12 protein-coding genes are annotated in these 14,471 nt (G+C 43.5%); 5 read left to right on the plus strand and 7 right to left on the minus strand.

From position 1 onward, the window contains the following. Nucleotides 1-9: 9 nt before the first annotated feature. Complete coding sequence (locus AC3CID_RS10265; RefSeq protein WP_017078165.1) at nucleotides 10-327, plus strand: putative signal transducing protein; 318 nt, start codon at nucleotides 10-12, stop codon at nucleotides 325-327. Between the two features lie 148 nt (nucleotides 328-475). Here the strand turns inward: AC3CID_RS10265 and AC3CID_RS10270 are convergent, their stop codons facing one another. The 4 genes from AC3CID_RS10270 to topA all read right to left on the minus strand — a co-directional run bounded on the left by AC3CID_RS10270 (nucleotide 476) and on the right by topA (nucleotide 7,386). Continuing rightward, nucleotides 476-1,273, minus strand: coding sequence for an alpha/beta fold hydrolase (locus tag AC3CID_RS10270; RefSeq protein ID WP_488526509.1), 798 nt, complete (start codon nucleotides 1,271-1,273; stop codon nucleotides 476-478). A gap of 285 nt (nucleotides 1,274-1,558) precedes the next feature. Then, nucleotides 1,559-3,013, minus strand: coding sequence for a glycogen synthase GlgA (glgA, locus tag AC3CID_RS10275; protein ID WP_488526510.1), 1,455 nt, complete (start codon nucleotides 3,011-3,013; stop codon nucleotides 1,559-1,561). Further along, nucleotides 3,003-4,220 carry a glucose-1-phosphate adenylyltransferase gene (gene glgC, locus AC3CID_RS10280; protein WP_017078163.1) on the minus strand — a complete coding sequence of 406 codons (1,218 nt, stop codon included), beginning with the start codon at nucleotides 4,218-4,220 and terminating at the stop codon, nucleotides 3,003-3,005. Before glgC ends, glgA begins: the two co-directional genes overlap by 11 nt. A gap of 535 nt (nucleotides 4,221-4,755) precedes the next feature. Further along, the gene (topA, locus tag AC3CID_RS10285) at nucleotides 4,756-7,386 is read right to left on the minus strand and encodes a type I DNA topoisomerase (RefSeq protein ID WP_054547284.1); all 2,631 of its coding nucleotides are present in this window, start codon (nucleotides 7,384-7,386) and stop codon (nucleotides 4,756-4,758) included. A 439-nt stretch (nucleotides 7,387-7,825) separates the two neighbouring features. Between topA and AC3CID_RS10290 the strand changes: the two genes are divergently transcribed. Beyond that, nucleotides 7,826-8,071 (plus strand): YciN family protein, encoded by a 246-nt coding sequence (locus tag AC3CID_RS10290; RefSeq protein ID WP_004736440.1) that lies wholly within the window; start codon nucleotides 7,826-7,828, stop codon nucleotides 8,069-8,071. Nucleotides 8,072-8,133: 62 nt separating this feature from the next. Here the strand turns inward: AC3CID_RS10290 and aroA are convergent, their stop codons facing one another. Both aroA and AC3CID_RS10300 read right to left on the minus strand, forming a co-directional pair. After that, complete coding sequence (aroA, locus tag AC3CID_RS10295; protein ID WP_488526511.1) at nucleotides 8,134-9,414, minus strand: 3-phosphoshikimate 1-carboxyvinyltransferase; 1,281 nt, start codon at nucleotides 9,412-9,414, stop codon at nucleotides 8,134-8,136. A 162-nt stretch (nucleotides 9,415-9,576) separates the two neighbouring features. Next, on the minus strand, nucleotides 9,577-10,032 hold the full coding sequence (locus AC3CID_RS10300; RefSeq protein WP_146455903.1) for an outer membrane lipoprotein: 456 nt from the start codon (nucleotides 10,030-10,032) through the stop codon (nucleotides 9,577-9,579). Nucleotides 10,033-10,085: 53 nt separating this feature from the next. Here AC3CID_RS10300 and aat point away from each other — a divergent pair, with 53 nt between their 5' ends. From aat to infA, 3 genes are all read left to right on the plus strand, one after another. Then, nucleotides 10,086-10,799 carry a leucyl/phenylalanyl-tRNA--protein transferase gene (aat, locus tag AC3CID_RS10305; RefSeq protein WP_488526512.1) on the plus strand — a complete coding sequence of 238 codons (714 nt, stop codon included), beginning with the start codon at nucleotides 10,086-10,088 and terminating at the stop codon, nucleotides 10,797-10,799. After that, nucleotides 10,796-11,494 (plus strand): arginyltransferase, encoded by a 699-nt coding sequence (locus tag AC3CID_RS10310; RefSeq protein ID WP_108161193.1) that lies wholly within the window; start codon nucleotides 10,796-10,798, stop codon nucleotides 11,492-11,494. Before aat ends, AC3CID_RS10310 begins: the two co-directional genes overlap by 4 nt. An 81-nt stretch (nucleotides 11,495-11,575) precedes the next feature. Further along, on the plus strand, nucleotides 11,576-11,794 hold the full coding sequence (infA, locus tag AC3CID_RS10315) for a translation initiation factor IF-1 (protein WP_001040192.1): 219 nt from the start codon (nucleotides 11,576-11,578) through the stop codon (nucleotides 11,792-11,794). 399 nt (nucleotides 11,795-12,193) lie between these two features. Here infA and clpA read toward each other — a convergent pair whose 3' ends face one another. Next, nucleotides 12,194-14,467: an ATP-dependent Clp protease ATP-binding subunit ClpA gene (gene clpA, locus AC3CID_RS10320; RefSeq protein ID WP_004736550.1), complete on the minus strand. Its 2,274-nt coding sequence runs from the start codon at nucleotides 14,465-14,467 to the stop codon at nucleotides 12,194-12,196. Nucleotides 14,468-14,471 lie beyond the last annotated feature (4 nt).

Consider the following 14,471-nt stretch of genomic DNA (forward strand, 5'->3'; position numbering starts at 1 on the left):
TCTATCTCAATGAAAATCTTCAGTGCATCGAATCCGACAGAAGCCCACATCATTTGTGGATTACTAGAAAGTGTGAATATTGCGTGTGAAGTCCGTGGTGAAGGGTTATTCGGTTTGAAAGGGGAAATCCCATTTACCGAAGAGACTGACCCTTACGTATGGTTATATGAGCCAGAATTGGCGAGCAAAGCCCGGGCAGTTGTTAATGACTACCAGAAACAGCAAGATTCAATCATTTATGAAGAGTGGCGTTGCGGAGAATGTCATGAAGTCAACGAAGCACAATTCGGTTCTTGTTGGCAGTGCGGTGCTGCTTCACCTGAATAGCAGGTTTTGAAAGGTAAAGTGGCTCCAACGGCCTTTTATAACCACTCGGTCAGATACCTCCTCCAAATAAAAACGGGAAGCTAAAATTAGCTTCCCGTTTTTGTCTCAATTCTATTCGAGCGTCTGTTCTGATGAAGAATCGAGATAATCACTGAATTTGCTTTTGAATAAAAGCGATAGATCGTTGATTGAATTCTTCAGGGTTTTCTACGTTACATACGTGTCCACAATTCGGAATTTCTACTAGCTCGCTCGACTTATGCGCCTCTACCATTTCTTTTACTGGCTTGATGAACATGTAGTCGCGCTCGCCCATCAAATACAAAGTTGGAATCGGCAACTCTCGGTCTTTGAAGTACTTCATCAATGGGTTCACATCAGCCGTAAGGATAAACCAGCGTTTAAACTCTTTTTGGCACAGCTTTTTGGCTTCGCGGATAAACAGGTGACGTGATTCTTTTTGGCTTTTTTGTGGCATCACAACGTAAGCAAAAAGGCTGTATAACCACATATAAGGAATGATGTGCTTACTCAAGTTACCCAACTTGATTAAGACTTGAGAGCGAGTGTTGAGTTTGGTCACGGCACCACCTAGCACCATTGAACGTACTCGACCAGCCGCTAGCTCTGCGATATTACGGACAATAATCGTGCCCAAAGACATGCCTACAAAGTGTGCAGAACGGATTTTCAGATGGTCTAACACTTTAAGAATATCAAGCGTCACCGATTTGAACGTATAACGATTCGAAATCAGCCCTTTGAGGATATTGTCTGATTTACCATGCCCTCTCAAATCAATGAGAAGCAAGTTGAAGTGCTGTTTATAAGCTTTGATCTGCTTAAACCAGATGGAGGAACTGCCTCCTGCGCCATGCACAAATACAACCCACTCATCGCTCGTAGGGTGAGTAAATGTTTTATGAAATAGTAAACTCTCAGACATACCTATCGCTTTAATTATTGGAATGGAGCTCTGCCTCATCACAAGGCGATGGCTAAGGATATCACGCAATCAAGAAATTTAAGTGATAATAGTGTCAAACCTAACATTAGTCATGTGAATACCTACCCCACCTTTTCTACCTGACTAAAATGAGTTTGCAAGTTTTGTCTTCCTAAACGTGATGTGATCTGACCAGAAAACAAAAAGGCACTCTACTATCAGAGCGCCTTCTACTATTAAGTTCAGTTGTTATACATCAGCTTATTTTACAGCTAATTCAGCACGTTAAAATGCAGAATGGTACATCGTAAGGTATTCTTTTGCCGCATCTTCCCAACTAAAATCTTGTTGCATCGCGTAAAGTTGAACACGCTTAATTTCAGCGGGGTTTTGTGCATAAAGTAGTAATGAACGATGCAATACTGCCAGTAACGCTTGCGGTGTTGGCTCTTCAAAAGCAAAGCCGGTCGCTATCTCGGGATCCTGATCGTAATCATTCACACTGTCTTTTAAACCGCCCACAGAGCGAACAATCGGTAACGTACCGTAAGCCATGCTGTAGATTTGGTTTAAGCCACAAGGTTCGAACTCCGAAGGCATCAAGAAGAAATCAGAACCCGCTTCAACTAAGTGCGCAAGCTCATTATTATACGCTTCTACAAACGAGAACTGATCTGAGTGAAGTGCCGACAGCTCTTTCAGCTGACTCGCTAAAACTGGATCACCAGTACCGACAATCACGATCTGAAGATCGTTTTTCAAAAACTGTTCGATGATAGGCAGTAAGTAATGAACACCTTTCTGATTAGTCAAACGACAAACCATGCCATAAACCGCACAATCGGTGATGGGGAGGCCAACATCTTGTTGCAGTTTTTGCTTACAAGCTGACTTCCCACGAACCATGCTGTGCTTTGTCGCTTTGAATTTACGAGGGAGGAAAGCGTCCGTTTCCGGGTTCCAAGCTCCGTAATCACAACCATTCAAAATGCCAAAAAGATCCGCGGATCTGTACTGGAATTCTGCTGCCATACCGTGACTGCCTAATTCCGTTTTCAACTCCTCGGCATACGTTGGACTTACTGCGTTCACCTTATCAGCACACATCACGCCGGCTCTCAGCATTGTGACATGCGTGTCACTCACTGAAGCTTCAGGCACATTGTAGCTATGCATTTCTGGTAGAAATTGCAGTTCATCGTATGCGAACACACCTTTGAAAACTGCGTTGTGAATTGAGATAACACTGCGCGTATTTTCAAAGAAATCATGTTGTTGATAACGTGATTTAAGCAAAAAAGGAACAAAGCCTGTATGCCAGTCATTTGCATGAATGATATCAGGTTGGAAGCCAAGCTTGGGAAGCATATCAAGGCAAGCTGCACTGAAGAACGAGAAACGCTCTCCGTTATCTGCGTAAGCTTGATTATTTTCTGCGTACATTTCTGGACGGTCGAAATATTTGGCACATTCGATACCAAAAACTTGAACACCTTCTACACTCAGTTTTTTGACTTGGTAAGCGGTATGAGGCCAATGATCGAGCTCGGTCGATAAAATGACTTCGGCTGCATCAATGTTTGGAATGTTTCTATACGCGGGAATAGTCACTCGAACGTCCTGTTCGAGTGTTTGTAACGCTTTCGGCAGTGCCTTGGCTACATCAGCCAAGCCACCACTTTTAATCAAGCCTTCAACTTCAGACGCTACAAAAAGTACCGAGAGAGTTTTAGTAACCAACTCGCGCTCCTTTAGAAATAACAACTACACCATCGTCAGATACGTGGTAATGCTTTTTGTCTTCTGTCAGGTTTACACCAATTTGAGTGCCTGGTGCGATGTCTGCATCTTTATCAATGATAACGCGACGAAGTATACAACCCTCGCCCACCTTCACATCACCTAATAAAATACTCTCACTAATATCACACGCTGATGCGATATTGCTGCGGAAGCCTAATACACTCTTTTCAATACGCGAACCACGTACGTAACTACCGCTACACACAAGACTATCAATGATCTGAATTCGACCATTAGCCGAGTCAGTAAACGTCGCTGGTGGTAGTGGCGGATAGTAAGTGTGTAGAGGCCATTTACGGTTGTATAGCGAGAATGGTGCATCTTTCTTAAGAAGGTCCATATGTGCTTGCCAGTACGCATCAATCGTACCTACATCGCGCCAGTAAACTTCTTCTTTCTCACCAGTAATACGGTTGGTGCTGAAATCATAAACAAACACATCACCGCGTGGGAACATGTTTGGAATAATGTCTTTCCCGAAGTCATGTGAAGATTCAGGTTTATCTGCATCTTCCGTTAGTTCAGCAAAAAGTTCTTTCGCTTCAAACACGTAGTTGCCCATTGAAACGAGCGCAGACTCTGGGTCTCCTGGAATCGACTTCGGATTTGCAGGCTTCTCTTCAAAGCCAATCATACGGCCTTCAGCATCCACCTCGATAACACCGAATTCTGATGCTTCAGCAAGCGGCATTCGCAGTGCAGAGACGGTTAACGCTGCTTTCTTTTCTTTATGGAAATCAAGCATTTGTTTGATGTCCATTTTATAGATATGGTCAGAACCAAAAATACAGACTTGATCAGGTTCTTCCAGTTCCATAAAGCCCATATTTTGGTAGATAGCATCTGCTGTGCCTTCATACCAACGCTTTCCTTTACGCATTTGCGCAGGAATTGGGTCGATAAAACGATCTGTGATGCCACTGATATTCCAACCTTTTTTCATGTGGTGGAACAGAGATTGTGACTTAAATTGTGTTAATACGTAGATCTTCATAAGATCAGCATTAACGAAGTTGTTCAAAGCGAAATCAATTAAGCGGTAACTACCACCGAAAGGAACCGAGGGTTTGCTGCGAGATTCAGTCAAAGGTCTTAAGCGAGAGCCTTCACCACCAGCAAGAATCATTCCCAATACACCAGCCATTTTATTCTCCATATATCTATAGCTTGTCGATGTCAGTACTCGTAGAGGTGTCTTCCTCTGGGGGATGAGCACTAACACTTATTTCGGTACTTAACGAATATTCATTCACATACAGTGACAATATCCTAAGCCAAACGTTGTTATGCGTGCACTATTCTTTGCACTTGGTTTTATATACGTTATCGACTTTTCGGTCGATTTCAATTTTTAATACGCCATTCTGTGCTATGTAAGCTGATTGCTTTCCTAAGACTTAAAGCAGCTCACACTACACCGTTCGGGCGAAACATTACATTAACACCCGTCACACATCAGGTATACAACTAAACACTGATCTTTGAGTTACAATATTTGAATTAAGTTACATTCTCGTTAAAGTTGCATAAGAAGATATGATTAATCATCTCCATTTATTTTACTCTGTGAATTTAATAAATTCTCGCAATCGACACGGCAAATCAACCAGTTGCATAATTAGTCGTATTTTGGTCAAAAAAAAACAGCCTAATGGCTGTTTTTTTCAAATAACGTTCAGTTACTTCTCTTTAGGCTTTTTACGTTTATCCGTAATTTCCCACTTACCATCGATGTACAACGCAGTCCAACCAGATGGTTTGCCATCCGCTTCAGTACGAACGTAGTTCTCTTTTGTCTTACGACTAAAACGAACGACTGTCGGCTTGCCATCAGGATCAGCAACTGGTGCTGATGTCAGGTATTGGAATTTAGGTGAAATACGGTCTTTAAAACGCACCAGCTCTTCCACTAATGGCGCACGTGTTTCACGTGATTTAGGAAAGTTGCTCGCAGCCATAAATAGACCAGAAGCACCGTCACGAAGTACGAAGTACGCATCTGAGTTTTCACATGGAAGTTCAGGGAAATGCACAGGGTCTTCTTTAGGTGGCGCTACTTCGCCATTTCTCAGAATCTTACGAGTGTTCTTACAATCCTCACTCGTACAGTCCATGTATTTACCGAAACGACCGTTCTTCAGAACCATGTCAGAACCACATTTGTCACACTCAACAAGTGGACCATCGTAGCCTTTGACTTTGAATTCGCCATGTTCAACCACATAACCTTCACAGTTAGGGTTGTTACCACACACGTGCATCTTACGCTTATCATCAATCAGATAAGCATCCATTGCCGTTTCACAAATAGGACAACGCTTTTTCGCTCGAAGTGCTGCTGTTTCAACGTCTTCTTCAAGAACGTTGATAATACCTTCTTCATCACCAAGGTTGATTGTTGTCTTACAACGCTCTTTTGGTGGAAGTGCATAACCAGAACAACCTAGGAATACGCCTGTCGAAGCCGTACGAATACCCATTTTACGGCTACAAGTTGGACACTCAATATCGGTTTCTACGATATGATTTGGCTTCATGCCACCAGCGTCTTCGTCTAAATCCGCTTTTTCCAAATCGCCAGTAAAGTCTTCGAAGAAGTTATCTAGCACGCCTTTCCAGCTTGCTTCGCCTTCTGCAATTTGGTCTAACTTCTGCTCCATACGAGCAGTAAAGTCATAGTTCATTAGATCATTGAAACTGCCATCCAGACGGTCAGTAACAATTTCACCCATTTTCTCAGCATAGAAACGGCGCTGTTCAACTTTTACATAACCGCGATCTTGAATCGTCGAGATGATTGATGCGTAAGTTGAAGGACGACCAATACCGCGCTTCTCAAGCTCTTTAACTAGCGCAGCTTCAGTGAAACGTGCTGGTGGCTTAGTGAAGTGCTGTTTAGGGTCGAGTGCGATTAAGTCTAGCTTTTCACCAACCTGTACAGCAGGAAGAATAGTATCTTCATTTTTGCCCATTGGACGTTGAACGCGAGTCCAACCGTCAAACTTAAGAATACGGCCTTTCGCTTTTAACGTGTACTCATCCGCTTTAACGCTTACTGTCGTTGAATCGTATTGCGCAGGTGTCATTTGACAAGCAACGAATTGATTCCAAATCAGTGAATATAGCTTGTGTGCGTCTGCGTCTACGCCGTTTAGGTCTTCCGACTTAACATCTACACTTGAAGGACGAATCGCTTCGTGGGCCTCTTGAGCGCCCTCTTTGCTGCCGTATACAAGTGCTTTAGGTGGAAGATATTGCGCACCGTACTCAGAACCAATGTATTCACGAGCGGCTTCTACAGCTTCTGAACTCAAGTTCGTTGAGTCAGTACGCATATAAGTGATGTAACCCGCTTCATACAAACGTTGAGCCAGCATCATGGTTTTCTTCACGCCGTAACCAAGACGCGTACTCGCCGCTTGTTGCAGCGTAGACGTGATGTAAGGTGCAGACGGCTTACTCTTAGTAGGGCGGTCTTCACGTTTACATACTTCGTATTGCGCTTTTTCTAAAACGCTAACTGCAGCTTGTGTTTGCGCTTCATTATCAGGTTTAAACGCAACACCGTCTTTCTGAGCGACTTGCAGTCTGAAATCTGTTTTCTCTGCTGTTTTGGTATCAGCATGCACATCCCAGAACTCTTCGGGGATAAAAGCGTTGATCTCGCGCTCGCGCTCAACCAGTAGTTTTACAGCGACTGATTGAACACGGCCAGCGGATAGGCCTCGTGCTACTTTCTTCCAAAGCAGTGGTGACACCATAAAGCCAACAACACGGTCCATAAAACGTCGTGCTTGTTGTGCGTTTACGCCATCAATGTTTAGCTCACCTGGAGTTTCAAAAGCTTGTTGAATAGCATTTTTAGTGATTTCGTTAAAAACCACTCGCTTGTATCGCGTTTCATCACCACCGATGATCTCACGAAGGTGCCATGCGATAGCTTCTCCTTCGCGGTCCAAATCGGTTGCGAGATAAACATGGTCTGCGTTCTCAGCCAGTTTTTGCAATTCAGCAACGACTTTTTCTTTACCAGGTAAAATTTGGTAGTTCGCTTCCCACTCTTGATATGGGTTGATACCCATCTTTTTAATGAGAGCTTTGCGATCTTTTTCTTTCTTGATACGAGCTTTATCTTCTGGGCTCATACCCTTGGTTGAAACTGCAGCAGCCTTTTGACCAGTACTTTGACCCGCCGTTGGTAAATCACGTACGTGACCTACACTCGACTTAACGACAAAGTCTTTGCCAAGATATTTATTGATAGTTTTAGCCTTGGCTGGCGACTCCACTATAACGAGCGATTTACCCATATTGACTCTAACGTCCTTAATCACGATGCTTCAGCACCAACAATTTAGCTTGTGGGCTTTTACGCATGATATTCTAAATTCATTGCTTCTTTTTTTACTATTGTGCGAGATTACTAGAAGATCAACCGCTTTTTTCAAAATTGGATCTGATCGCTCGACAATTCGACGACTCATAGAGAAAAGGGGCACAATATAAAGAAGCTATAAAGTACTCACTAAGAATACTTGCAAGAGCCTATTCATCAGGCATTACGTCTAAACGGGCTCATACTAAGCTTGTCCGCGAATCTAACGCGAGCCCCATTCAATTATTTTTGCCGTAAATCACAAAATAAATTGTGGATGTTTGAAAAGACTCTCTTAATCGGTTGTGAAATCATTGAATTTCTAGTTCGACACCATAAACTCAACGTTATATTCAGTTATCAGAGATAAACTCATGACAAAGAAAGTAATAGCAGAATTTGATTTACTGCTTATCGCAAACCAAATTATCCAATCACATGATGACTACATTGAAGGCATGCGCGCAAACAGCGTAGTAGAAAAAGACGATGTCCTCATCTTCAAAGGTGAATACTTCTTAGACAGCAATGGAATGCCGACAGAGAATACAACCGCAGTATTTAACATGTTTAAATACTTAGCGCACCATCTTTCAAAAGAATTTACGCTTCAACAATAACGAAAAAGCTTGCCATTTAGGCAAGCTTTTTTACTTCCTGGACCTTTATATGCTTAGCATTTTTATTGACTCAGCATTTTCAGCTTGTCGAAGTAGTCAGGGAAAGTCTTTGAAGTACAACCTGGGTCATTAATTGTCACAGGAGTATCGCTCAAGGCAACCAGCGAGAAACACATCGCCATACGGTGATCATCATAGGTATCGATCGCCGCATGTGTCAGTTGAGTAACAGGGTTAACGATGATGTAATCTTCACCTTCTTCTACCTCTGCGCCAACTTTACGAAGCTCTGTAGCCATAGCCGCTAAGCGATCGGTCTCTTTCACACGCCAGTTGTAAACATTACGGATTGCCGTTGTACCTTTAGCAAACAAAGCTGTCGTTGCGATAGTCATCGCTGCATCTGGGATATGGTTATAGTCCATATCGATGCCTTTCAGCTCACCACAACGAGAGATAACGTAGTCGTCACCCCATTCGATTTCCGCACCCATTTTCTCAAGCGCATCAGCAAATTGGATATCACCTTGGATACTGTTTTTACCAATACCCGTTACTTTAATCTCACCGCCTTTAATCGCTGCGGCAGCAAGGAAATATGACGCAGATGATGCATCACCCTCAACCAAGAAATCCCCCGGTGCTGAGTAAGATTGCCCAGTCGGAATTACGAACTCTTGGTAATCGTTGTTGATCACATCCACACCAAATTGTTTCATAATGTGTAGCGTGATATCGATGTAAGGTTTAGAAACCAATTCACCCTCAATTTTGATTGTTACCTCACCTTCAGCTAAAGGCGCAGCCATCAAAAATGCCGTCAAAAATTGGCTAGAGATAGAACCATCGATTGAAACCGTACCGCTTTTAAGGCCAGTACCCGTGATCTTCAATGGTGGGTAATTTTCGTTTTCTAGGTATTCAACGTCGGCGCCGGCTTCTTGCAGTGCTGTCACTAAGTGACCGATTGGTCGCTCTTTCATGCGAGGCTCGCCAGTCAGAACATATTCACCACGCCCCAAACAAAGTGCAGCAGCCAGCGGGCGCATCGCCGTACCCGCATTGCCTAAGAAAAGCTCTAGGATTTTGTCACTTGAGAATGCACCACCCACACCCGTCACTTCACAGACGGTTTTATCTGCAGACAGCTGATAATCAACACCTAATTGCGTCAAAGCATTCAGCATATGGCGAATATCATCACTGTCTAGTAAGTTTGTTAGGCGCGTGGTTCCAGTTGAAAGTGCAGCCAAAAGAAGCGCACGGTTGGAAACACTTTTTGAGCCAGGTAGATTAACTTCCCCGCTCACTTTTTGAATTGGTTGTAACGTAAGGCTTTCCATTAAATCTTATAGTCCTTGTACCACCCGAAGTCACTGGCGCGTATTTATTTTCGGGTGATGAATAATTCTTCGTACTTGCAGACTAACGAACTTTTCCAATGAACTCCAGAGCTAATCCCCTCGATAAAGGCGATTAATTAGCCAACTAAACACATTTACATACTAGTACACGAGATCAACTCGGACGCCGTCTGAAAAATAGAGAATTCGCACATCATCACCTCGGTTAAACAACATCGAGCTATCGACGTCTTGAATGATGTTAACCAACTTGTCATCTTTAGTTTTGACCAATAATTCGACGAGCTTATATTCCACTTTGTATTGTGTGTTACCTCGATTGCGAGCAATCCCGGCGCCCGCCACAGCACCGACGGCCGTTGCGACTTCTTTGCCGGTACCGCCACCAAATTGATTACCAATCAAGCCACCAATAGCCGCACCTAACAAGGTTTCCCAACCATTCGCTTTCGACTCTACGATCTCTTGTTGGGTAATGTATCTGACCGTGTCAATCTCACCATAAACGACCTCATTGACTGGTCGAGCTTGGTTTCTGTTGTAAGCTGCATTTGCCAACATGGGCAAAACAAGTAAAATCCAAAGCAACTTTTTCATGGTAAAACTCCTAAAGACCTCTTGGTCAGTGATTAATCTGTAACGCGGTACTTATGACTATATACCTAACCGAGCTTGATACTACTAGTATAGAGTTTCCTTCGCCTTTCGACGCGCTTGATGAACCTAACGGTCTGCTCGCCTTCGGTGGTGATTTGTCACCCATGCGAATTTTAAACGCTTATAGCCAAGGTATATTTCCATGGTATGGCCCAGGGGAGCCTATACTTTGGTGGAGCCCAGCACCACGAGCGGTATTTAATCCTAAGACATTCGAACCGTCAAAAAGTCTTAAAAAGTTTCAAAGAAAGCATAATTACCGTGTCAGCATCAACCAAGCGACAGACAAAGTGATTGGCTACTGCTCCTCGCTAAGACCCGAAGAAGAAACTTGGCTAAACGGTGACATGCAGTCAGCGTACCGCGAACTTTCTTCATTAGGCTTCTGCCACTCCGTTGAGGTTTGGCAAGGCGACGAGCTTATCGGCGGACTATACGGCTTACAAAGAGGCCAAGTCTTTTGTGGTGAATCGATGTTTAGTCTGAAGACCAATGCCTCTAAAATTGCACTGTGGTACTTTTGTGAACACTTTACACGATTCGGGGGAAAGCTCATCGATTGCCAAGTCATGAACCCTCATTTGAACTCGTTAGGCGCTATCGAAGTAGAAAGAGATGAGTTCCTTAGTGCTTTGAAAATACTTAAAGAAAATCAACTTAGCGATGGATGTTTTAAATCACAATGGCTAGAGGGAACGCCTTCATGAGTTCAGATTTACAACAAATCAGAATTGGATTGACCGATAACCATGCTTGCAGCTACCTGCCACATCTTCAAGAAAGAGTGGCAGTCACGCTTGATGAACACATGCATACTTCAGATAATTATGAAGTCCTGCTCGCCAACGGATTTCGCCGCAGTGGATCGACCATTTATAAGCCACATTGCGATAATTGCTCTGCGTGCCAAGCTATTCGCCTCTCGATTCCCGAGGTCAAGTTTTCCAAAAGCCAACGACGAATCCTCAACAAAGCCAAATCACTGCGTTGGGAATTGAAAGACGAGATGGATGACAACTGGTTTGACTTATATAGTCGCTATATAACCGCTCGTCACCGTTCGGGAACCATGTATCCCCCAAAAAAAGAAGAGTTTCTACAATTCTCTAAAAATGAATGGCTTGCCACAAAGTTCATGCACATCTATGATGATAGCCAGTTAGTCGGCATCGCCGTCACTGATGTGATGTCTCACTGCACAAGCGCATTTTACACCTTCTTCGATCCTGATATCGACATCTCTATGGGAACACTAGGTGTTCTGTTTCAAATCCAGCACGCCCAGAAAGAACAGAAACAGTGGTTATATTTGGGTTATCAAATCGATGAATGTCCTGCGATGAACTATAAAGTACGATTTCAACGTCATCAAAGGCTAGTAAATCAGCGGTGGCAAGGGTAGAATACGCGACAACTTTACATATTTTGATTTTAACGGCACAATCAAGCCGTTGAAAACCGCCAAATTTCGAAAGAGGATTAGATGGCTAAAGAAGACGTAATCGAGATGCAAGGCACGGTCCTTGATACTCTACCAAACACGATGTTCCGTGTTGAGCTTGAAAACGGTCACGTAGTGACAGCACACATCTCTGGTAAAATGCGTAAAAACTACATCCGTATTCTTACTGGTGATAAAGTAACTGTTGAGATGACTCCATACGACCTTTCTAAAGGCCGCATCGTCTTCCGTGCTCGTTAATTTTTAATTACCGAATACGATAAGAAGCGGAGCTTGATGCTCCGTTTTTTATCGACCAAACAAACACTAAAGAAACACCTGGTTAGCTCACTTCGCTCACCAAGAGCCCCAACAATACCTTCAGTCTCTCGTAACATTCCCCTGCAATACACTTTTCCTTAATAACTGTATCACCAATAACAGTGTCACCAATCGCTGTTTGTATATGCGTAGGTTAGCCAGCATAAACGGTTTATGGTCAAACAGTGCCTCAGCCCCAATCCACAGCTTTCTCTTTGTTTCAGCTACTCTATAACTAAAAAAAAACGCACAACCGAAGTCATGCGTTTATTATCGTGATTAGCTGTACCGCGCTCTCAATAAGCAGTTAGCAACAGCTTAAGCTGTTAAAAAATAGGCTTAATGCATAACCTCTTCTTTAGCACCAACATAGATGAAATCTAGATCGTCTTTTATCAGGGATACTTTAACCGTACCGCCATCAACCAAACTACCAAACAGTAACTCATTAGCAAGAGGCTTTTTAAGCTTCTCTTGAATCACTCGTCCCATAGGACGCGCACCCATAGTCTTGTCATAACCTCTTTCAGCTAACCAATGACGAGCATCCTCAGAAACTTCTAAAGACACGCCTCGAGCGTCCAGTTGAACCTGAAGCTCAACAATGAACTTGTCAACAACTTGGTTAATCACACTTGGATCAAGGCTGTTGAACCAAATGACATTATCAAGACGGTTACGGAACTCAGGTGTAAATACCTTTTTGATTTCACCCATCGCGTCTGGCGCATGATCTTGTTGGATCAAACCGATCGATTTCTTCTCAGTTTCAGCAACACCAGCATTGGTCGTCATCACAAGGATCACGTTACGGAAATCCGCTTTACGACCGTTGTTGTCAGTTAGCGTGCCGTTGTCCATCACCTGTAGTAACAAGTTAAAGATATCTGGGTGAGCCTTCTCTATCTCATCAAGTAACACAACAGAGTGTGGATTCTTGATTACAGCATCAGTGAGTAGACCACCTTGGTCATAACCAACATAACCAGGAGGAGCACCGATCAAACGGCTCACAGAGTGACGCTCACCGTACTCAGACATGTCAAAGCGCAACAGTTCAATACCCATCAACTTAGACAGCTGTACAGTAACCTCTGTTTTACCTACACCAGTAGGACCAGCGAATAGGAATGAACCAACAGGTTTATTGTCTGCACCCAATCCTGCACGAGTCAGCTTAATCGCTTCGCTCAATACATCGATCGCTGGGTCTTGTCCGAATACCAACATTTTCATGCGGTCATCCAGTTTCTGTAACGTATCTTTGTCTGAAGATGATACTGACTTCTCAGGAATACGAGCCATTTTCGCAACCATTGACTCAATATCAGCCACGCTTACCGTTTTCTTACGACGGCTTGCTGGTGCCAAACGACTACGAGCGCCGGCTTCATCAATCACGTCAATTGCCTTATCTGGAAGGTGACGTTCATTAATGTATTTAGCTGACAACTCCACAGCGGCACGCAACGCTTTGTTGGTGTAACGCACTTCGTGGTGAGCTTCGTATTTTGGCTTCAAACCGATCAGAATCTTGGTTGTGTCATCTAACGATGGTTCAATAATATCAATTTTCTGGAAGCGACGAGCTAAAGCACGCTCCTTCTCAAAAATGCTGCTGTACTCTTGGTATGTCGTTGAGCCGATGCAACGTAATTTACCGCTGCTTAGTAGTGGCTTAATTAAGTTTGCCGCATCAACCTGACCACCCGATGCTGCACCTGCACCAATAATGGTGTGGATCTCATCAATGAATAGGATTGCGTCTTCTTCTTTCTCTAGTTGCTTGAGAATCGCTTTAAAACGTTTCTCAAAGTCACCACGGTATTTGGTCCCAGCTAGAAGTGAACCAATATCTAAAGAATAAATCACACTACTCTGAATAATTTCAGGTACTTGACCTTCAACAATACGCCATGCAAGACCTTCAGCGATTGCGGTCTTACCCACACCCGCTTCACCCACTAACAAAGGGTTGTTTTTACGACGACGACATAGAACTTGAACCGTACGCTCAAGCTCTTTATCACGCCCGATAAGCGGGTCGATATTACCTTGTTTCGCCACTTCGTTAAGGTTAGTTGCAAAATTTTCTAGACGATCTTCAGAGTTAGCTTCTTCTGCATTCTCTGCGCCACCAAATGAGTCAGACGGTGATGAACTATCACCTTCGTTACTGGCTTTGGTAATGCCATGAGAAATAAAGTTAACAATATCTAAGCGACTAATATCGTTTTTCTTGAGTAAATATGCCGCGTGAGATTCTTGCTCACTGAAAATAGCCACAAGTACATTTGCACCTGTAACTTCGCTACGGCCTGAAGACTGAACATGAAAAACAGCGCGTTGAAGTACTCGTTGGAAGCTCAACGTAGGCTGAGTCTCACGAGTCTCGTCACTTTCTGGGATAAGTGGGGTTGTTTGATCGATAAAAATATCGAGCTCATTGCGAAGAGCATCGAGATCAGCCTGACAAGCTTGGAGCGCTTCCTTGGCCGCATCATTTTCTAATAATGCTAGTAGGAGGTGTTCGACAGTCATGAATTCATGTCGCTTGTCTCGCGCACGAGCAAATGCACCATTTAAACTCGTCTCTAATTCTTTATTTAGCATAAGT

Source organism: Vibrio sp. QJM3NY_21, assembly GCF_057785975.1.

What these genes read in the sequence shown, in the direction of transcription:
- clpA (WP_004736550.1), bottom strand. Translation starts at nt 14,467, where the DNA reads ATGCTAAATAAAGAATTAGAGACGAGTTTAAATGGTGCATTTGCTCGT.
- aat (WP_488526512.1), top strand. Translation starts at nt 10,086, where the DNA reads ATGACTATATACCTAACCGAGCTTGATACTACTAGTATAGAGTTTCCT.
- AC3CID_RS10270 (WP_488526509.1), bottom strand. Translation starts at nt 1,273, where the DNA reads ATGTCTGAGAGTTTACTATTTCATAAAACATTTACTCACCCTACGAGC.
- AC3CID_RS10300 (WP_146455903.1), bottom strand. Translation starts at nt 10,032, where the DNA reads ATGAAAAAGTTGCTTTGGATTTTACTTGTTTTGCCCATGTTGGCAAAT.
- AC3CID_RS10310 (WP_108161193.1), top strand. Translation starts at nt 10,796, where the DNA reads ATGAGTTCAGATTTACAACAAATCAGAATTGGATTGACCGATAACCAT.
- AC3CID_RS10265 (WP_017078165.1), top strand. Translation starts at nt 10, where the DNA reads ATGAAAATCTTCAGTGCATCGAATCCGACAGAAGCCCACATCATTTGT.
- AC3CID_RS10290 (WP_004736440.1), top strand. Translation starts at nt 7,826, where the DNA reads ATGACAAAGAAAGTAATAGCAGAATTTGATTTACTGCTTATCGCAAAC.
- glgC (WP_017078163.1), bottom strand. Translation starts at nt 4,220, where the DNA reads ATGGCTGGTGTATTGGGAATGATTCTTGCTGGTGGTGAAGGCTCTCGC.
- topA (WP_054547284.1), bottom strand. Translation starts at nt 7,386, where the DNA reads ATGGGTAAATCGCTCGTTATAGTGGAGTCGCCAGCCAAGGCTAAAACT.
- infA (WP_001040192.1), top strand. Translation starts at nt 11,576, where the DNA reads ATGGCTAAAGAAGACGTAATCGAGATGCAAGGCACGGTCCTTGATACT.
- aroA (WP_488526511.1), bottom strand. Translation starts at nt 9,414, where the DNA reads ATGGAAAGCCTTACGTTACAACCAATTCAAAAAGTGAGCGGGGAAGTT.